Consider the following 18,035-nt stretch of genomic DNA (forward strand, 5'->3'; position numbering starts at 1 on the left):
AACACCCTATAGCGGAAAAATCACCTGCTGTCAGCCTGTCAAGAATCTGTTTTATAGGCCGAAACAACAGGAGTTCCACCCGATGTCCGACGACGTGCCCATTCCTCAGCCGAAGTTCCTGACCGTCGGCGAAGGCGCGGACGCAAGGCAGATCGCCATGCTGCTGCGGCCGGCGCGGACAGGTGCCGACCTTCCCGCCCTCGTCTGGCTATCCGGCTACCGATCTGACATGAGCGGCAGCAAGGCCGTCGAAATCGACCGGCTGGCGGAAGAGCTGGGTGCCGCCTGCATCCGCCTTGACTATTCCGGCCACGGAGTTTCCGGCGGCGCCTTCACCGATGGCACGATCTCGCGCTGGCTGGAGGAGGCGCTCGCGGTGATCCGCGACGCCGCCCCCAAACGGATGATCCTCGTCGGCTCTTCGATGGGCGGCTGGATCGCGCTCAGGGCGGCACAGGAGCTTGCGAAGGGCGGCGGGCCGAAGCTCGAAGGCATGGTGCTGATCGCGCCGGCGCCGGACTTCACCTCCGATCTCATCGAGCCGAATCTCAAGAAGAAGGAACGCGCCTCGCTGGAGGAGCGCGGCTATTTCGAGGAACGCTCGCAGTATAGCCCGGAGCCCAACATCTACACCCGCGCCCTGATCGACGACGGCCGCCAGAACCGGGTGCTGACCGGCATCATCGAAACAGGCTGCCCGATTCATATCCTGCAGGGCATGAAGGATGCTGACGTGCCTTATCTGCATGCGATGAAACTCGTGGAACATCTTCCGGCAGACGACGTGGTGCTGACATTCATCCGCGACGGCGACCACCGGCTGTCGCGCCCACAGGATATCGAACGGCTGCGCAGCGCCGTCAAAGGCCTCATCCGATAGGCTGAGGCCAGTCGTTCGCCGAAAAATATGCAACTGCCCGAATAGAGGACTATGGTTGAGCAAGTTATGCTCAGCTAACCCTAAGGTTATGTCGCATTTTAACCATGTCTACGAGTTGCAAGGCCCTCCCAAGAAGTAACGATTGACTCCTTTCAGCCCTCTCCGTTAACTGTTTGTTAATAAATGAAGGGCGATGCAGGGAAGTAGGGCGTGCGGATCAAGGGTTTCCTCGTGGCCATGATGGCCGTGTTTGCAATGGCGCCGGCCGCTATTCCGGCTCCTAGCAAAAATGCCTCCATGGTGACCGGCAATGCGACATCGCAACCGGTCGGTCACTACGACTTCTGTCAAACACACCGCAGCGAATGCGGTGCCAATCGCAATACCGGCCCGGTCGCCATGACCGGTGGCAAGTGGGCCACGGTCCGTTCGGTCAACGCGACCGTCAACCGCACCATCACACCGATGACCGACAAGGAAATCTACGGCAAGGATGAGGTCTGGGCCTATCCGACCACGGCCGGCGACTGCGAGGACTTCGCGCTTCTGAAGCGCCGTATCCTCATTCAGCGCGGTTTCTCGCCTGCCGATCTGCTGATGACCGTCGTCCGCAAGCCCGATGGTGAAGGCCATGCTGTGCTGACGCTGCGCACTGCCGAAGGCGATTTCGTGCTCGACAACCTGGCTTCCGACGTCAAGCCCTGGTTTGCGACGCCTTATAGTTTCATCAAGCGCCAGTCGAGCTTCAATGCCGGCCGCTGGGTTACCATTGAGAATGGCCGCGACGTTCTGGTCGGCGCTCTCAGGTAAAAGTTTCAAGGGGGGACTGTGAAAAAGCCGGCGACAGCCGGCTTTTTCATTTTCGGTGCTTGGAATTTGCAGCAGCGACCACCGGGACTTTCGCTTCGGAGTGAGGCGGCGGTGCCGCAATCGATTCATTGGGCCTGTTGCTCGGGCTTTGCCCGACCGATCAATTACGCCGGGTGTGACGCTACCGGCGCCCCGCCCTTCGCTTTGGCTCAGGGCGTTCGTCGCTGCAATCGATTCACTGGATCGATTGCTCGGCTGCGCCGACCGCTCCTCACCCATTCCCAATCAGAATACCGGCTGCGAGGACGAGGCTGCCGCCGACGACGACCTGGAAGGCCGCGCGCAGGAACGGCGTCTCCATGTATTTGTTCTGGATGAAGGCAATCGCCCAGAGCTCGAAGAAGACGATGACGGCGGCGGTGATCGTCGCGGTCCAGAATTGCGGGATAAGATAGGGCAGCGCGTGGCCGAGGCCGCCAAGCGCCGTCATGATGCCGCAGGCAAGGCCGCGCTTGATCGGCGAGCCGCGGCCGGAGATCTTGCCGTCGTCGTGAGCGGCCTCCGTGAAGCCCATCGAAATGCCGGCGCCGACCGAGGCCGAGAGACCGACGAGGAAGGTTTGCCAGGTATCCTGCGTGGCAAAAGCGGCGGCGAAGATCGGCGCCAGCGTGGAAACCGAGCCGTCCATCAGACCGGCGAGGCCCGGTTGCACATAGGTCAATACGAACTGTCGGCGTGCCGTCTCGTCCTCTTCCTTCTTCACATCCTCGGGCGTGTGCTTGTCGCCGAGCATGCGGGCAATATCCTCGTGGCCTTGCTCGGCAAGTGCGAGATCACCGAGAAGCTGGCGAGTAGAGGCGTCAGAAGTCTGCTTGATCGCCTCGACGTAGAAGCGATAGGCCTGCTCCTCCATCGCTTCGGCTTCCTGTCTGATCGCATCGAGGGAAAGATTGGCGCGCAGCCAGTCGGGCTTGCGCTCATAGAAGCCCTCGACATGCTCGCGGCGGATGAGGGGAATACGCTCACCGAAGCGCTGGCGGTGAATCTCGATCAGTGACTTGCGGTGTGTGTCTTCCACCTCAGCCATATCCTCGAACACCTTGGCGGAGGCGGGAAACTCCTGCCTAAGATGCTCTGCATAGGCGAGATAGATGCGGGCGTCGTCTTCTTCCGAGGCGATGGCAAGCGCCAGGATTTCCTGCTCAGAGAGGGAACGGAATGAACGCTTCGGTGATCTGAAAAACCGGGCCAACACAGGTAATCTCCAATAATTTAGAATTATTCTAAATTTAAAGAGGCAAGCCCCATGGGTCAAGGCAAAAGTCCGGCAGGATTGGCAGAATGCCGCGATCGAACGATCGCGCTTTGCTGCGGCAGCGCGTCAACCTATATGGAGGCTGCTAGCCGTAAGCAGCACCGGGGTTAAGGATGAATAGCGAGATACAGGGACGGGCCGCGCATGTTGCCGCGATCCGTGAAAAGGCCGAGGCCGAGATGAAGGCGATCGGCGTGGACGAGGCCTTCATTTCGAAGCTGGTGGAGACTTTCTATGGGCGGGTGCTCAAGCATCCCGAGCTCGGACCAGTCTTTGATGCACGGCTTTCCGGCCGCTGGCCCGAACATATGCAGAAGATGAAGAGCTTCTGGTCGTCCGTCGCCTTCCGCAGCGGCGCCTATTGCGGCAAGCCGGTGCAGGCGCATCTCGGCGTCGCTAACATGACGCCGGAGCTTTTCCCGAAATGGCTTTCGCTGTTTTCCGCAACGCTCGACGATGTGGCACCGACGCCAGAAGCCAAGGACTGGTTCATGGCGACGGCGGAGCGCATTGCCAAAAGCCTGACGCTATCGCTTTTCTACAATCCGGCGCTTGACGATCCCGCGAAGAAGATGGGCTGACGCTTTACTGCCTTGCCGAAAAGGTCGCGCCGGCGCTTGCGGCGACGACCAAAGCCGTTCCGGCCATCTGCAGAAGCGTCATCGGCTGTGCCAGAATGACGAAGCCTGCGAGGGCAGCAATGGCGGGTTCAAGGCTCATGAGGATGCCGAAGGAGGCCGTCGGCATCCGCCGCAGCGCGATCAGCTCCAGTGTATAAGGCAGCAACGGCACCAGAATGGCGAGGCCCGCCATTTCAATCAGGCCGTAGGCATCAAGCTTCGGCGCAGCGCCGGCAAAGCCGAAGGGCGTTGCGACCAGTGCGGCAACGATGAGCGACATGGAAAGCCCTTCAAGACCCTTGAAGCTTGCACCGATCTTCTTCGTGAGCACGATATAGATCGCCCAGCCGGTTCCCGCGCCAAATGCAAAGAGAACACCGAGGGGATCTCCGACCCAGCCTTCTCCGTCATGAGCGAGAGCCAGAACGCCGAAAGCGGCAATGAGCGGCCAGATGAGGCGTCGGCTCAATCCGTAGCCGATGGTCGCGACAGAAAGCGGTCCGAGAAAATCGATTGCGACGGCAAGACCGAGCGGAATGCGCTCAATCGACGAGAAAAAACTCATCGTCATCAGCGCCGTGGTCGTGCCGAGGACGAGGGCACTTGTCCATTGGGCGCGGCTGTAGCTGAAAATGCGCGGGCGCACGGCGATTGCCAGGATGATGGCGGCGAAAGCGAGGCGCAGCCAGGTGGCGCCGACCGGCCCATAGGTGGCGATGGCGGAGGAGGATAGCGCCGCACCGAACTGGATGGAAGACATGGACATGAGGCACATCAAGCCGCCGGCAGCCACGCCGCCGAATGCAGCAGGCATCTTCGCCGTCAGCGTGCCCGTTCCGGCGCTCGTTCTTTCTTCCATTGGTATCTCCGGTTGCGCACTCTTCATATGAGAGCAGCGCATGAGCGACAAATTCAAACTTCTGATCGAGGCAGCAAAAGGCTTGATGCGATATCAGAGGCGGCCTGAGAGGATCACCTCTTCGGCCTCTTCGAAGCTCATGCCGAAGACCTTCTTGCCGATCTCGAAGCTGAAGCCGTTGCGGGCGAAGGCGGAGAGCTCCTTTGCCTTTCGCTTTTCATCAAGCTCGACGCGGCGGAACGGGCCGAAGGCGCGTTTGCGGGCAAATATCGCCGCGGCACAGAGATCGTCAGCCTCTTCCAATGCTGCCTCCACCTTGTCGCTGGCGACGCCCTTGACCGCAAGCTTCTGGGCGATGGCACGCTTCGACTTGCCGCTGCGCACGGCGGAACGCGTGCTGATTTCGGCATAAGCGCTATCGTCGATCGCCTTGTTGTCATAGGCGAATTTGACCGCGAAATCGGCGACTGCCTTGAGCTGCGCCGCGCTGATGTCCTCGAATTTCTCCTTCGCCTTGCGGGTGATGGCGTCAAAGAGCTGTTTTTCCGTCATCATGCGCCGCTCGAGCCGGTAGATGGTCGAATTGCGTGCCCAGCTCAGCATGCGGGGCGTCGGGATATCGGATGAAATGGTCTCCTCGGTCATCGGCAGTGATCAGGCTTCCAGGCCCTTGAGCACATTGGCGACATTGAGGCCGATCTCCGGCACACCATAACCGCCTTCCATGCAGGTGACGACGGGCAGGCCAGCCGCTGAGATCATCTCGCCCATGCGGACGAAGTCCTCCGACTTCAGCTTGAAGAAGGAGATCGGATCGTGCTCGAACGTATCGACGCCAAGGGCCACGACGATGGCTTCCGCACCAAAGGCCTTGATGCGGGAAAGCGCATCGGCAAGGGCTGCCGACCAGACATCGAATGTGGTGCCGGGCGCCATGGGGTAATTGCGATTGGCGCCCTGGCCCTGCCCTTCTCCCTCCTCGTCGGCATGACCGAGGAAATAGGGAAAGGCGTGGATGGGATCGCCATGCAGCGAGGCGGTGAAGACATCGCCGCGACGGTAGAAGAGATCCTGCGTGCCGTTGCCGTGATGGAAATCGACATCGAGCACGGCAACCTTCCTGGCGCCACGATCCAGCAGACGCTGGGCCGCGACACCGGAATTATTGATGAAGCAATAGCCGCCGAAGAGATCGATGCCAGCATGATGGCCGGGCGGGCGGCAGAGGGCGAACGCGAAGCGGTTGCCAGCATTCAGCCAGTCCGCGCCCGTCATCGCGCAGCGCGTGGAGGCAATGGCCGCCTCATAGGACCCCTTGGTGATGGACGTGTCGGCGGCATTGGCATAATGGCCGATCGCGCCGACGATGTTTTCCGGCACCCGCTGGCTGGTGCGACGCACGGGGAAGGAATTGGCGATCGCCTCTCCCTTGTAACCTGCCGCCACCCATCGGTCCCAGACCGTCGCCAGGAACTCCAGATAGGCGGGGTCATGCACCTTGCGCGCCGTTTCCAGGCCATGCGCCTCCGGAGCAACAACATCCGTAAAGCCTGCCTCCCTCACTGCGGCGAGAATCCATTCCGCCCGGAACGGCGCCTCGAAGGGCGTCACGAGCTGGCCGTCGTGCAGCTCCGTCTTCGCATCGCGCAGCTTGTGGTCTTCGGAATAGATGACGCGCACGAGTGTCCTCCGCAAATCAGTCTGTCAGACTCAAGCCTTACACAGGCCGACCTAAAGAAAAAAGCGCTGAACATGCCTTGATCGCCACTGCAGATGACGCCACGTTCAAGCCGATTTCAGAATGCGTCCCTTTTCTTCACGAGATTAAGCCTCATGAAAATCCTGATGGTCGATGTCGACGGCGTGCTGGTTCACGGACGGCCGACGGACGGTCTGCCGCTCTTCACCTATCTCGAGCGCGACCTCGGCCTGCCGGTGCCGTTGCTTCAACAGGAATTCTTCAAACCTTACTGGGTCGGCATCGTCACCGGTCAGGAGCCGATCGAACCGCGCCTGACGGAGGTTCTCAGCCGGATCGCACCGCATCTTAACGCGCAGACCCTTCTCGACTACTGGTTCGAAAACGACTCCCGCCTCGACCGGCAGCTGCTCGACGACCTCGCCCGCCTAAAAGACAAAGGCACGCTTCTTTACCTCGCCACCAACCAGGAGCATCAGCGCGCCGCCTATCTGCGCGATGTGTTGGGGCTCGGCGCGCTTTTCGACGGCATGTTCTACTCGGCTGCACTCGGCACGCGAAAGCCTTTCAGCGATTTCTTCCGGCTTGCGACTCAGGAAGTCGGTGCCGCCCCTGAAGACATCGGCTTCATCGACGATGTCGAGGAGAATATCGTGGCGGCCAAGGAATTCGGCTGGAAGGCCCTGCACTGGACGCCGGCTTCAAGACTGGCCGATGCGATAGACGCCTTTGCTCACGGCGATCAGGCCACGCGCTTGTAAAAGAAGGTGGTGGCGCACAGGCCGCCTTCAGGCCAGAGCGCATAATCGGGAATGACGCCGACGCGCTCCCAGCCGAGGCGCGGATAGATGGCTTCGGCATCGCTGCCCGTTGCCGTGTCGAGCACAAGGATCGTCTTGCCGCGGCGGGCCGCCTCCTGCTCGGCCATCTCCATCAGCAAACGCGCCAGGCCATGGCCGCGGGCGGAACGGTGAACAAGCAGCTTCTTCAAGTCACCGCGATGCGGCTGGTTCGGCATCTGCGCAGCGCCAACCTGCACCGTGCCGACGATTTTGCCATCAACTTCAGCGCCGAAGAGCAGGGTGGCGCCATCGGCCACGGCTTCGGCGACACTACGCCAGTAGGGTTCGGCATCCCCAGGTGTATAGGGCTGCATAAAGCCAACCGAGGCGCCGCCATTGACGCAATCGGCAAGCACCTCGCAGAGATCGGGAATCGCCGCGTGTGCCTCGGCGGCAGAGAGAAGACGGATAGTCGGCATGATGGTCCCCTGATAAGTGAGCGCGTGATTTAGTGGTCGCCGCGGGCCAGGACGACGCAGTAGCGTGCCGGCGCATGGCCCGGATTGTGAAAGACATGGCCATCGCTGACCGGCATGAAGAGACAGTCGCCGGGCTTGAGGCGATGGACGATTTCTCCGACGGTCATTTCCAGCTCGCCATCGAAGAGCCAGACATGCTGCGTCATGCCGCGGCTGGCGGCATGGGGCGGAAAGCTGACGTGGGCGCCGGCGGGAAATTCGACATCGACGATATCGACATCCGAGGAAGTGCCCGGCGGTGAGACGGCGCGGCGCATATAGCCGGTTTCGGGATCGCGCCAGACCTGCTGGTCCTGGCGGCGCGAGAGCGGCGATGCCTCCTGGCCTTCCTCGGCGAAGAATTCGGACAGCGACAGGCCGAGCGCGGCGCAGACCCGCGCCAGCAGCGAGGCGGTCGGGCTCGCTTCGGCCCGCTCGATGCGGGAGATCATGGCGCGGCTGACGCCTGAAGCGGTTGCGAGATCATCCAGCGTCAGCCCCTTGTCCATCCGCAACGTCCGAATGCGGATGCCGATCGCCTGTTCGAGTTCCTGTTCCATTATCCGGATCCAAAATTCTACTATAAGAGAAATACAGGATCCGATGATGGAATCAAGCCCTCGTAAGCCGCCTTGCTTTCACCATGGCGCCGTCGATATATGGCAGCGGCATTCACGAGCGGAGAACAGCACCATGGACGGAATCACGCACGGCACTGAGACGACAGAAAGCTTCACCGCCGCCGCCTGGGACCGGATCAAGCCCATCATGGCCGAGATCGAGCGATTGCCACTGCTGGAGCGGCTTTCGGACGGCACGCTGCCGCCGGAGGTTTTTCGCCATTATATCCTACAGGATGCAATCTACCTGAAGCATTACGCCCGCTGCCTTGCAATCGTCGCCGCCAAGGCGCCAGACAATGCGCAGGTGCTGCGTTTCCTTGGTTCGGCACAGAAAGCGATCACCGTCGAGCAGGGCCTACATGCCGGTTTCCTGACGCAGTTCGGCATTTCGAGCGCCGATGTGACGGCCGCCGAGCCCTCGCCATCCTGCTTCGCCTATACGAATTTCCTGCTGGCGACCGCCTATCACAGCTCCTATGCCGTTGCGCTTTCGGCCATCCTGCCGTGCTTCTGGATCTACTGGCATGTCGGTGAAGGCATCAAGAGCAGGCCGGCGATCGAGGGCAATGTGTTCCAGGCCTGGATCAACACCTATGGCGATCCGCAATTTGCCGCCGGCGCCCGCGAAGTGATTGCCTTGACGGATATAGCTGCGCGCGCCGCCTCGCCGACAGAGCGCCAACAGATGATGGACGCCTTCGTGCGCGCCTCCCAATATGAATGGATGTTCTGGGATTCGGCCTGGCGGCTGGAGACGTGGCGGGTCTGAGCCACGCCCCACAGTCTGTAAAATAGGGTAAACCCCGGTATAATTACCGCTTTGCGGGCGATGAGCGCGCTGCTATATGGCGCGCATGAGCACCAATTCGACGACTCCGCTATCCCATATCCGCAACTTCTCGATCGTGGCCCATATCGACCACGGCAAATCGACGCTTGCTGACCGCCTGATCCAGACGACCGGCGGCCTTGCCGAGCGCGAAATGTCCGAGCAGGTGCTCGACAATATGGATATCGAGCGCGAGCGCGGCATCACCATCAAGGCACAGACCGTGCGCCTGCACTACAAGGCGAATAACGGCGAAACCTATGTGCTGAACCTCATCGACACGCCTGGCCATGTCGACTTCGCCTATGAAGTCTCGCGCTCGCTGTCGGCCTGCGAGGGCTCGCTTCTCGTCGTCGACGCGTCGCAGGGCGTGGAAGCCCAGACGCTCGCCAATGTCTATCAGGCGATCGACAACAATCACGAGCTTGTCACTGTTCTCAACAAGATCGACCTGCCGGCGGCCGAACCCGACCGCATCAAGGAGCAGATCGAGGAAGTGATCGGCATCGACGCTTCTGAAGCCGTACTGATTTCGGCCAAAACCGGTCTCGGCATCCCCGACGTTTTGGAAGCAATCGTCCACAAGCTGCCGGCGCCGAAGAGCACCGGCGGCGAAAAGGCGCCGCTGAAGGCGCTGCTCGTCGATAGCTGGTACGACACCTATCTCGGCGTCATGGTTCTGGTGCGCGTCATCGACGGCGTGCTCTCCAAGGGACAGACGATCCGCATGATGGGCACGGATGCCAAGTATCAGGTGGAACGCGTCGGCGTGCTGACGCCGAAGATGGTCAATGTGGACAGCCTTGGCCCCGGCGAGATCGGCTTCATCACCGCCTCGATCAAGGAAGTGGCAGATACGCGCGTCGGCGATACGATCACCGAAGACAAGCGCCCGACGGCGGAAGCCCTGCCGGGCTTCAAGCCGGCGCAGCCGGTTGTCTTCTGCGGCCTGTTTCCGGTCGATGCGGCCGACTTCGAAGACCTGCGCGCCGCGATGGGCAAGCTTCGCCTCAACGACGCGTCCTTCTCCTTCGAAATGGAATCGTCTGCCGCACTCGGCTTCGGTTTCCGCTGCGGCTTCCTCGGCCTGCTGCATCTCGAAATCATTCAGGAACGCCTGGAGCGCGAATTCGACCTCGACCTGATCGCGACCGCACCTTCCGTCGTCTATCAGCTGACGATGACCGACGGCAGCGAGCGCGAGCTGCATAATCCGGCCGACATGCCCGATGTCGTCAAGATCGCCGAAATCCGCGAGCCCTGGATCAAGGCGACGATCATGACGCCTGACGATTATCTCGGCGGCATCCTGAAGCTCTGCCAGGACCGCCGCGGCATCCAGACCGAGCTGACCTATGTCGGCACCCGCGCGATGGTGACCTACGAGTTGCCGCTCAACGAAGTGGTCTTCGACTTCTACGACCGCCTGAAGTCGATCTCGAAGGGCTATGCCTCCTTCGATTATCACCTCGAAGGCTATCGCGAAGGCAACCTCGTGAAGATGTCGATCCTCGTCAACGGCGAGCCGGTTGACGCGCTCTCGATGCTGGTGCATCGCGCCGCTGCCGAAAAGCGCGGCCGCGACATGTGCGAGCGGCTGAAGGAACTGATCCCGAAGCACATGTTCAAGATCCCGATCCAGGCAGCGATCGGCAGCAACGTCATTGCCCGCGAAACTATTTCAGCGCTGCGCAAGGACGTGACGGCCAAGTGCTACGGCGGCGACGCCACCCGCAAGCGCAAACTTCTGGAAAAGCAGAAGGAAGGCAAGAAGCGCATGCGCCAGTTCGGCAAGGTGGAGATTCCGCAGGAAGCGTTTATCGCCGCACTCAAGATGGGCGACGAGTAGGCCGGGATCTTGCTATGAAGGCGAATTGAAGGGCTGGCCAATGGCCAGCCTTTTGCGTTTTAAAGCCCCGCCACCCAGCGGTGCCATTCTTCTTCACTGCCCCGGAAGGCATTGAGATCGATGCGGCCTTCGACGCCGTGCGAGAGACCGGAGCCGGAATATTGCCAGAAGAGCCACTTGCGGTTCGGATAGACCTTCGAAGGATGTTCGGCGACCGCGCGCAGCCAGAAGTGATAGTTCTGGAAGGCGCCTTCGAGATTGTCGGCGTAGAAATCCGGGGCCGTATAGATGATCGGTCGCTTGCCATAGTGCTGCTCGATCTTCTCCATGAAGACCTGCATCTTTTCCAGCACGCGGGCGCGGGAGAGCTTCACCTTGCAGCTCGATTCGCCGTTCCATTCGACATCGATGACCGGCGGCAATGCATCCGGATCGCGCGGGACGTTGCGGATGAACCAGTCGGCCTGCTCACCGGCCGTACGGCACCAGTAGAAGAAATGATAGGCGCCGCGCTTGATGCCAGCTTCCTTGGCACGCCGCCAATTGGTCTTGAACATCGGATCGAGATGGTCCCCGCCATCCGTCGCCTTGATGAAGGCGAAGTTCGCGCCGCGGGTCCTGAGCGTCTCCCAATCAATGTCTCCCTGCCAGCGTGAGACGTCGACGCCATGGACGGCGAGCTTGCGAGGCGAGATCTTGCCGAAATTGATCGGTTTGGCATCGCGGAAACCGTAACCATAGACGCGCGAGCGGCCACGGGTCGGCGGCTCGATCGCAGGTGCGGCCGCCATGGCGAATTCGACGGGGCGGTCACTCGGAACCGGCATACCCGGCTGCGAAACGGCTGAAGGCGTCACCGCCGAGAAGGCCCGGGACTCCGGCATGGGGGCCTCCCAGGCAAGGCTTGTCTGCGGAGTGGCATCGGCTGCATCGATCGCGGCGACCGTGGCCTGCGGCATAGGTGCCGGCGGCGGGGTGACGGAAGCCGTGATTTCCTTCGAAGGCTTCGATGTGACATTGGCAGTAAGACTCTCCGGACCGGAAGCCGACGAGCAGCCCGCCAAAGCGAGGCAGGCAACGAGGATCGCTGGGACAGCCGTGGAACGCATGAGCACCCGTACGCAAAACAAGAACCAGGGTGCTTCAGCCATTTCGGAAAAACACCAATCCGGAATAGCTAACGGAAAATTATCAAAAAAGACTGAATCCGAACTTTCTGTCCGCTGATTCGGCGCCAGGCGCATTGCAGCACCGTTTTCGGCCCTCTAGATCCTTCAGATAAAAGGAGATTCCCATGACCGAGAAAGCCCGTGTGACGATTCTCTACTGCACCCAGTGCAACTGGCTGCTGCGTGCCGCCTGGATGGCGCAGGAGCTGCTGCAGACTTTTACGGACAGCCTTGGCGAGGTGGCCCTCATTCCCGGCACCGGCGGCAATTTCGAAATCCGCGTCAATGGCGACCTGATCTGGGAGCGCAAGCGCGACGGCGGTTTTCCGGGGCCGAAGGAACTCAAGCAGCGGGTGCGCGACATCATTGAGCCCGACCGCGATCTTGGCCATACCGATCGCGCTTCGCTCGAAAGCTGACACTCAGTTATAAGGCGAGTTGCACGTCTTGTAGATGCCTTCATAGGTCAGGAAACGATCCGTGCGCGGATTGTAGGACCGATATTCGTTCCGGCACCACTGCTGATGGCGGGTCTGATTGTCAGCCGAAGGCTGCACACGCGGCGCCGGCGGCGGGTCGTAGGTCAGCCGCGGCGGCAGCTGGCCGGGCGGTTGGTAATAATTTGGACCGGCTGCATTCGGCGGGCGATAGTTCGGCTGGACGTAGGCAGGGCGATGCCACTGCTGCGGACCGAAGCCGAAGCAGCCGCGATAGTCGCAGATCGTCGACTGGGTATTGAGAGGTCCAAGCGACGGCGAGGCCGCGTTGGCCCCCACCAATGGCAATGCGGCAAACAGACCAACAAGAAGGACAGGGCGAAGGTCGAACATGGCGCGTTCCTTTCCGATATCCATTATATAGGGTGGAGAAACAGGCCCTGCCATCCACTTGTCCGTTGGGTTCGACCACAGCTTCGTGAAGCTTTTTCACAGACTGTCAGGAAAACTTCAAAAACCCTGTTGACAGTAACGAGCCACCCCCGTACATGGCTCTCCGTCGCCCAGATGGCGGAATTGGTAGACGCGCAGGTTTCAGGTACCTGTGCCGCGAGGCGTGGAGGTTCGAGTCCTCTTCTGGGCACCATTTCCTTTCTCGAAAGAGCTTATTTTTCAACAGCTTCTGTCGAGAATTCGCCCTTATGCGAGCTCCCTTCAGCATTGCCACATTAATGCCACCATGCTCCATTTCGATGGCACTATGCGGATTCAGGTCTACATCATCGCTTTTCTTCTCAGCGCCATCATGTGGGGCGTGACGTTCGATGCTGCGCGCAATGCTTATCGCGCCGCGCATACGGCTGGTTTGATGCCCAATCTGCATATCCAGCACAAGATCGACCGGATTCTTTGAGCGCTTCAATCCTGGGGAGCGTCACCGTTGCTCGGCATCGTCATCATTTGCTTTCAACTCACCGACGAGAGTGCTGAAGCAGGTCGCGAACGCCCTCTTCCAAAGTCACCTTGGGCCAGCCGGGAAGAGCCGGACCATCCGTGTAGGGGTCCATGATATCCCCTTGATTGTAGGATCTTGCATCCCAGGAAATGTTCAGCGTTCTGCCGCCTTCCTCGTCGATCACCGCCAAAAGCTCGCGGAGCGTAAACTTCCGGCCGGAAACGAGAAAATACTCATCGGTGCGCTCCGCCGCCATGCTTGCGACACAGCTCCTTAGCTCCCATCCCGGCCTAGTGTTCTTTCAGGATAACTATGATTTTCTCTGCACTGAATCGGCTCTTCCGCATTGTCTGTCTCCTCGTTCGAGGAACAGGCTAAAGTCAACCGCGGACTTTTCAGGGGAGCGGGTCAAAGCCTAGCCCCTCGGAGAGAAAAGCGTCCCGCTGGCCGGACCAATTCACCGCCAATTTAGGAACATTTAACCATAAAGTGTTAAAAAAATTTCCAGATAAACTAGAGCGAAACCAACCTGACATGACATCCGTAAGCAAGCAGATTGAACAGTTGAACGTGCAGAAGGAAGTCCGCCGACAGGCCTTTTCTGAGGGCATGAAACTGCGCCCGCAAACGCGGGTTCAGTTGAGCGATGGGATCTTCAGCAAGACCGAGAAGACAGACCGGATCTCGTTGGTGAACCTGAAGGCCATCGAACAGTTCGAGCCCGACACTATCTACATACTGAACAACAACGATATCGCTCAGGCTGGGCAGAAGTATGTGGGCATGTTTGTCAACGAGCCGCGTGCGCATGTCTGTATCTGGGATTTCGACAATCATCATGACGTTGCGGCGTCCCTGAATTTTGCAGCTCTGTCCGACTTTTACGTGCCTTGCCATCCGCATAACAATGAGACTTACGCGCAGGTGACCAAGGCGATGGGAAGCCCCGTAAGCGCAGCGGTCATCCAGTGGTCACGTGCCTATCTGAGCGAACATCGCGATCGCCTCCTCGCCGCCACGCGTGATCCGGAACCCCTTGGGCGGCATATCCTCTATCCGCAATTCCCCGAGCGTAATGCGATGCTTCAGACGCTGAGCACGCATTTCAAACACGTCGGTCCGGTGGGGAGGACGTATCATGACCGCACAGAATTAGACCGGTTGGACGAATGGGCGGCTCATATGAGCCATTGGATCATCCCGGTTCGTGGCGATCTGCCGATCCGTGTCTTTGATGCGCTGATCACCGGGGGGGTGCCGATCCTTCCGGCCAGTCTGAGAGATCTTCCAGCCCTGGCCACTTTGCAAGAGCATCTGTTCTACTTCGAACCGAGCGATGTGTGGGCCCCGCAAGCCATTGTGGAGGCGGCGAATGCACATTTCCGTATGCAGGGCGAGGCCGGTGTGATCGCGCGTCACGAGGCGGCCATGGCAACCGGCCATGTGGACACGCGCGTTCAGGAAATCCTCGCGCAGATTTACGGATACCTCAATCCGGCCAATTGATCGCGACCGGGGCGCCGTCTGCTGCTGCGGAGCGTTCGATGGCATCGAGGCTGCGCAGCACTTCCTCTGCCTCCTCAACCGGAGACGGGTTGTCGCGCACGCCACGGATCAACTCGACAAAGGCGCGCAGTTCGCGGGTTAGAGGCAGCTCTGGATCATAGGCAAGGGCGACACTGTTTCCGTCGCGAATGAGCGTGACTTTCTGCGCGGCTTTGTCATCAAAGATGAGACGTCCCTTGGTGCCCGCGGCCGTGATCCGAAAGGCTGGATCAGGCGAAAGCCAGCTGGCCTCAAGGTCGAAAGGTCGCCCTTCATAGGACAATTGTGCCGCCACGCGAAGCGGGCGCGCTCCGCCTTCAAGCGACCGGGCCGTCGCGCGCTCGGCCGGAGTGGCGAAGATCCGTGCTGCCAGCGATAGCGGGTGCGGCAACCAATCCCAGATCACGGACGTATCGTCGCGCGGTTTGCCATTGGCGCAGAGCGCAGTTGCCGATTGGATCGGGCCGATCTCCGGCAGGGCAGCACAAAAGGCCTCTGCGGCCGGGTTGAACCGGTGCAGGTGCCCTGCAAAGACGTGGCCGCCCGCTGCACCAGCCGCCGCCTTGAGGCGCAGGAAATCCTCGAGGCATGTGGCCAGAGGTTTTTCAATAAAGCACGGCACCCCCGCCTCAACGAAGGGGAGCGCCGAGGACACGTGATCTTTGCTCCTGTTGGCGACGATGACGCCGTCAACAGAAGCGCCGGGGCCGTTCAGCGGCACCCAGCGCACTTCGGGCAGGCTGTCCAGAGTGGCGCCAATGATGCGCGCCCAGGCACCCCGCCCGATGAGGCCCAGTGTTACCACCTATTGTTATCCGGCCTTTTTGAGCGCCGCTTCGGGCTCGAAATCGATATAGTTCCGCTCATTGCGAGCCCAGTCGATGAAGCGCGCGAGACCATCTTCGACATCCACCTCGGAGGTATAACCAAAGGTTTCCCGCGCCTTGGTGATATCCGGGCAGCGACGGTTAGGTTCTCCCGCCGGATAGGTGTCCGGATAGTCGATGCGGGTGAAGGAGGCGCCCGGCAGCAGCTTGGGATACATCTCCGCCAGCTTGATCATCGAGATTTCGTTGTCCGGGTTGCCGATGTTGTAGGCCTCGCCGCACTTGCCCTCAAGCAGCGTCATCAGGAAGCCGTAGATGGCGTCGGTGATGTAGCAGAAGGTGCGCGTCTGCAGGCCGGTGCCGTGGACCGGGATCGTACGGCCATTGAGCGCCTGATAGGTGAACATCGGGATCACGCGGCGGTCGTTGTGACCCATGCCCGGACCAAAGACGTTGAACGGGCGCACGATCTTTGCCGGCACGCCGTGGTGCTCTTTGTAGATCGTGCAGAGCGTCTCGCCTAGGCGTTTGGATTCGTCGTAGCAGGCGCGCGGCCCAACGGTCGAAACGTTGCCGTGGTAATCTTCCTTGATCGGCACCGCGCGGGGGTCGGGATCGCCGTAGATCTCGGAGGAGCTGAAGAACAAGAAGCCCTCGAGGTTCTTGTTGCGTGAAGCCAGGTCCAAGAGGTTGCGGGTGCCATGCACCGCGCTCTCGATTGTCTCGAGCGGATAACGCATGTAGAAAACGGGTGATGCGATGCCCGCAGCCTGGATGATGAAGTCGATATCTTCGCGCACGGGCAGCGGATGGGTCACATCGGCCCAGACCTGCATGATGTTGGGATCGCGCACGATGCTTTCATCGAGGTTCTTGGTGCCAGTGATGTAGTTATCCACCGAGATGACAGAGCAGGGCTTGTCCAGCACGTCGTTATTCAGCTTCTGAAACACCTTGACGAAGTGCTTCCCAAGGAAACCCGCTCCCCCTGCCAGCAGGACAGTCTTCCCGGAAAACCGATGGGCATTAGCACCAAGCCGCTCGACAATACGTTGAATTTCTTTCGACATTTCTTTCCCCATTCCAGTGATCAGGAAGCTATGAGTTCAACAAGCGGAATTGGCATGTAGTAGTCATATGCATTGCTAGTCTTTTTCCGAATGTCGTCGATGTATTCGTAGGCGAAGACCACCAGCACTTCAGGCTGATAGGTCTCAAGTTCAGAGGCCGCCACAACCGGGATATGTGCGCCGGGCGAGGTGCGCCCCTGTTTCAGCGGGCTGTCATCGATCGTGAAAGGCAGCAGCTCTCTGTCGATGCCACCAAAGTTTGTGATGGTCGAAAGCCGGGCAGGCGCGCCGTAGCCTGCCACCTTGACGCCCTCTTCCCGCCAGCGCTTCAAGCCAGCGACCAACCTGTCGGTCAGATCGCGGCAGCGCTGGCCAAAATCTGTCAGTGCAGCAGTGTTCAGCACCTTCAACTCGGTCGCGATCAGCTCCGCCAACTCCGGGGCCTCGGTGCCGGCCGCCTCGCGCATCAATGTGAACCGAAGAGAGCCGCCATGCTGGGCCACAGGCTCAAGCCCGGTGATCACCATGCCGTGCTTGCCGAACAGCTGCTTCATCGACGAGATCGAGTAGTAGAAGATCCGGTCGAGGTAGAATCGCTCGAACTGCACCTGGCTGATCATGTTGAGGATATACTCGACCTCGATCACCAGCTTGCCGTCTTTGGCCAGCAGGATGTCCGCTGCGCGGATGAATTGATCCGGTGCGTCGAGATGCGTGAAGACGCTGCTGGCGACGATCACATCCGCCGGGCCGTGGCTGTCCAGCACCTGCCGGGCCGAGGTTTCCTCGAAGAAGGCGCAGAGCGTTTCCAGCCCCTCGTCATTTGCGAGCTTGGAGACATTGATCGAAGGTTCGACCCCCAGTGCCCGAACTCCGAGACCTTTGAGTGGACGCAGCAACACGCCATCGTTGGAGCCCACATCGACGACGAATTTCGCCTCCTTCAGCTCCTCGGCGAGGGCTTCGAAATGGCGGACCAGGCCCCCATTGACCGAACTCAGGTAATAGTAATCCTCGAACATGAGGGATCGCGGGACCATCTCGCCAAGTTGAACATTCTTGCAGGTCTCGCAAAAGAACACCTCGAGCGGGAAGAACTTCTCCTCCTGAAAATCACTCGGCTTTGGATATTTGTTCGCGAGGGGTTGGCGCCCCAAATCCAGAAATTTGTTCAACATCTGCCCATGACACAGAGAACAACACTTCGACATTGGGAATCCTTGATCATTGGCTTTGCTGAACCACGCC

21 protein-coding genes and 1 tRNA gene are annotated in these 18,035 nt (G+C 60.1%); 10 read left to right on the forward strand and 12 right to left on the reverse strand.

Annotation, left to right across the window (positions count from 1 at the left end; translation table 11 throughout):
* Positions 1-82: 82 nt before the first annotated feature.
* Together H4W29_RS08125 and H4W29_RS08130 are read left to right on the forward strand one after the other, a co-directional pair.
* Positions 83-880 carry an alpha/beta hydrolase gene (locus H4W29_RS08125; protein WP_192728475.1) on the forward strand — a complete coding sequence of 266 codons (798 nt, stop codon included), beginning with the start codon at positions 83-85 and terminating at the stop codon, positions 878-880.
* Positions 881-1,090: 210 nt separating this feature from the next.
* Positions 1,091-1,690 (forward strand): transglutaminase-like cysteine peptidase, encoded by a 600-nt coding sequence (locus tag H4W29_RS08130; RefSeq protein ID WP_192728476.1) that lies wholly within the window; start codon positions 1,091-1,093, stop codon positions 1,688-1,690.
* A gap of 271 nt (positions 1,691-1,961) precedes the next feature.
* Here the strand turns inward: H4W29_RS08130 and mbfA are convergent, their stop codons facing one another.
* Positions 1,962-2,945 carry an iron exporter MbfA gene (mbfA, locus tag H4W29_RS08135; RefSeq protein ID WP_192728477.1) on the reverse strand — a complete coding sequence of 328 codons (984 nt, stop codon included), beginning with the start codon at positions 2,943-2,945 and terminating at the stop codon, positions 1,962-1,964.
* 173 nt (positions 2,946-3,118) lie between these two features.
* Between mbfA and H4W29_RS08140 the strand changes: the two genes are divergently transcribed.
* A complete protein-coding gene (locus tag H4W29_RS08140) occupies positions 3,119-3,586 on the forward strand; it encodes a group III truncated hemoglobin (protein WP_192728478.1) in 468 nt (155 codons plus the stop codon).
* Positions 3,587-3,590: 4 nt separating this feature from the next.
* Here H4W29_RS08140 and H4W29_RS08145 read toward each other — a convergent pair whose 3' ends face one another.
* The 3 genes from H4W29_RS08145 to H4W29_RS08155 form a co-directional block, all read right to left on the reverse strand.
* Positions 3,591-4,484: an EamA family transporter gene (locus H4W29_RS08145; protein ID WP_192728479.1), complete on the reverse strand. Its 894-nt coding sequence runs from the start codon at positions 4,482-4,484 to the stop codon at positions 3,591-3,593.
* Between the two features lie 93 nt (positions 4,485-4,577).
* Positions 4,578-5,129, reverse strand: coding sequence for a recombination regulator RecX (gene recX, locus H4W29_RS08150; protein WP_192728480.1), 552 nt, complete (start codon positions 5,127-5,129; stop codon positions 4,578-4,580).
* Between the two features lie 9 nt (positions 5,130-5,138).
* A complete protein-coding gene (locus H4W29_RS08155; RefSeq protein ID WP_192728481.1) occupies positions 5,139-6,164 on the reverse strand; it encodes a histone deacetylase family protein in 1,026 nt (341 codons plus the stop codon).
* Positions 6,165-6,317: 153 nt separating this feature from the next.
* Between H4W29_RS08155 and H4W29_RS08160 the strand changes: the two genes are divergently transcribed.
* On the forward strand, positions 6,318-6,944 hold the full coding sequence (locus H4W29_RS08160) for an HAD-IA family hydrolase (RefSeq protein ID WP_192728482.1): 627 nt from the start codon (positions 6,318-6,320) through the stop codon (positions 6,942-6,944).
* On the opposite strand, the gene H4W29_RS08165 is transcribed toward H4W29_RS08160, so the two are convergent.
* A complete protein-coding gene (locus tag H4W29_RS08165) occupies positions 6,926-7,444 on the reverse strand; it encodes a GNAT family N-acetyltransferase (RefSeq protein WP_192728483.1) in 519 nt (172 codons plus the stop codon). The genes H4W29_RS08160 and H4W29_RS08165 overlap by 19 nt on opposite strands.
* Before the next feature lie 29 nt (positions 7,445-7,473).
* Positions 7,474-8,043, reverse strand: a complete 570-nt coding sequence (locus tag H4W29_RS08170; protein WP_192728484.1) for a helix-turn-helix domain-containing protein — start codon at positions 8,041-8,043, stop codon at positions 7,474-7,476.
* A gap of 133 nt (positions 8,044-8,176) precedes the next feature.
* Here H4W29_RS08170 and tenA point away from each other — a divergent pair, with 133 nt between their 5' ends.
* The gene (gene tenA, locus H4W29_RS08175) at positions 8,177-8,875 is read left to right on the forward strand and encodes a thiaminase II (protein ID WP_192728485.1); all 699 of its coding nucleotides are present in this window, start codon (positions 8,177-8,179) and stop codon (positions 8,873-8,875) included.
* A 76-nt stretch (positions 8,876-8,951) separates the two neighbouring features.
* On the forward strand, positions 8,952-10,784 hold the full coding sequence (lepA, locus tag H4W29_RS08180; RefSeq protein ID WP_192728486.1) for a translation elongation factor 4: 1,833 nt from the start codon (positions 8,952-8,954) through the stop codon (positions 10,782-10,784).
* Between the two features lie 59 nt (positions 10,785-10,843).
* Here the strand turns inward: lepA and H4W29_RS08185 are convergent, their stop codons facing one another.
* The gene (locus tag H4W29_RS08185) at positions 10,844-11,893 is read right to left on the reverse strand and encodes a glycoside hydrolase family 25 protein (protein ID WP_192728487.1); all 1,050 of its coding nucleotides are present in this window, start codon (positions 11,891-11,893) and stop codon (positions 10,844-10,846) included.
* A gap of 185 nt (positions 11,894-12,078) precedes the next feature.
* Here H4W29_RS08185 and H4W29_RS08190 point away from each other — a divergent pair, with 185 nt between their 5' ends.
* Entirely contained in the window at positions 12,079-12,372 is a 294-nt protein-coding gene (locus H4W29_RS08190; RefSeq protein ID WP_007813273.1) for an Rdx family protein, read from the forward strand.
* Positions 12,373-12,375: 3 nt separating this feature from the next.
* Here the strand turns inward: H4W29_RS08190 and H4W29_RS08195 are convergent, their stop codons facing one another.
* Complete coding sequence (locus H4W29_RS08195; protein WP_192728488.1) at positions 12,376-12,783, reverse strand: BA14K family protein; 408 nt, start codon at positions 12,781-12,783, stop codon at positions 12,376-12,378.
* A gap of 168 nt (positions 12,784-12,951) precedes the next feature.
* Here H4W29_RS08195 and H4W29_RS08200 point away from each other — a divergent pair.
* Positions 12,952-13,036 (forward strand) — tRNA-Leu (locus H4W29_RS08200).
* The gene (locus H4W29_RS08205; protein ID WP_192730818.1) at positions 13,007-13,303 is read left to right on the forward strand and encodes a hypothetical protein; all 297 of its coding nucleotides are present in this window, start codon (positions 13,007-13,009) and stop codon (positions 13,301-13,303) included. The genes H4W29_RS08200 and H4W29_RS08205 overlap by 30 nt, the downstream gene beginning before the upstream one ends.
* 58 nt (positions 13,304-13,361) lie before the next feature.
* Here the strand turns inward: H4W29_RS08205 and H4W29_RS08210 are convergent, their stop codons facing one another.
* Positions 13,362-13,601, reverse strand: a complete 240-nt coding sequence (locus H4W29_RS08210) for an NAD-dependent epimerase/dehydratase family protein (RefSeq protein ID WP_192728489.1) — start codon at positions 13,599-13,601, stop codon at positions 13,362-13,364.
* Between the two features lie 278 nt (positions 13,602-13,879).
* Between H4W29_RS08210 and H4W29_RS08215 the strand changes: the two genes are divergently transcribed.
* The gene (locus H4W29_RS08215) at positions 13,880-14,851 is read left to right on the forward strand and encodes a hypothetical protein (protein WP_192728490.1); all 972 of its coding nucleotides are present in this window, start codon (positions 13,880-13,882) and stop codon (positions 14,849-14,851) included.
* On the opposite strand, the gene H4W29_RS08220 is transcribed toward H4W29_RS08215, so the two are convergent.
* Genes H4W29_RS08220 through H4W29_RS08230 form a run of 3 tightly spaced genes read right to left on the reverse strand, consistent with a single transcriptional unit; the run spans position 14,835 to position 17,998 of the window.
* On the reverse strand, positions 14,835-15,695 hold the full coding sequence (locus tag H4W29_RS08220) for a Gfo/Idh/MocA family protein (RefSeq protein WP_192728491.1): 861 nt from the start codon (positions 15,693-15,695) through the stop codon (positions 14,835-14,837). The genes H4W29_RS08215 and H4W29_RS08220 overlap by 17 nt on opposite strands.
* Before the next feature lie 6 nt (positions 15,696-15,701).
* Positions 15,702-16,787 carry an NAD-dependent epimerase/dehydratase family protein gene (locus H4W29_RS08225; RefSeq protein ID WP_246517144.1) on the reverse strand — a complete coding sequence of 362 codons (1,086 nt, stop codon included), beginning with the start codon at positions 16,785-16,787 and terminating at the stop codon, positions 15,702-15,704.
* Positions 16,788-16,807: 20 nt separating this feature from the next.
* Positions 16,808-17,998, reverse strand: coding sequence for a class I SAM-dependent methyltransferase (locus H4W29_RS08230; RefSeq protein ID WP_192730691.1), 1,191 nt, complete (start codon positions 17,996-17,998; stop codon positions 16,808-16,810).
* Positions 17,999-18,035: the final 37 nt, after the last annotated feature.

The sequence above is a fragment of the Rhizobium viscosum genome (assembly GCF_014873945.1).
GTDB classification, from domain to species: domain Bacteria; phylum Pseudomonadota; class Alphaproteobacteria; order Rhizobiales; family Rhizobiaceae; genus Rhizobium; species Rhizobium viscosum.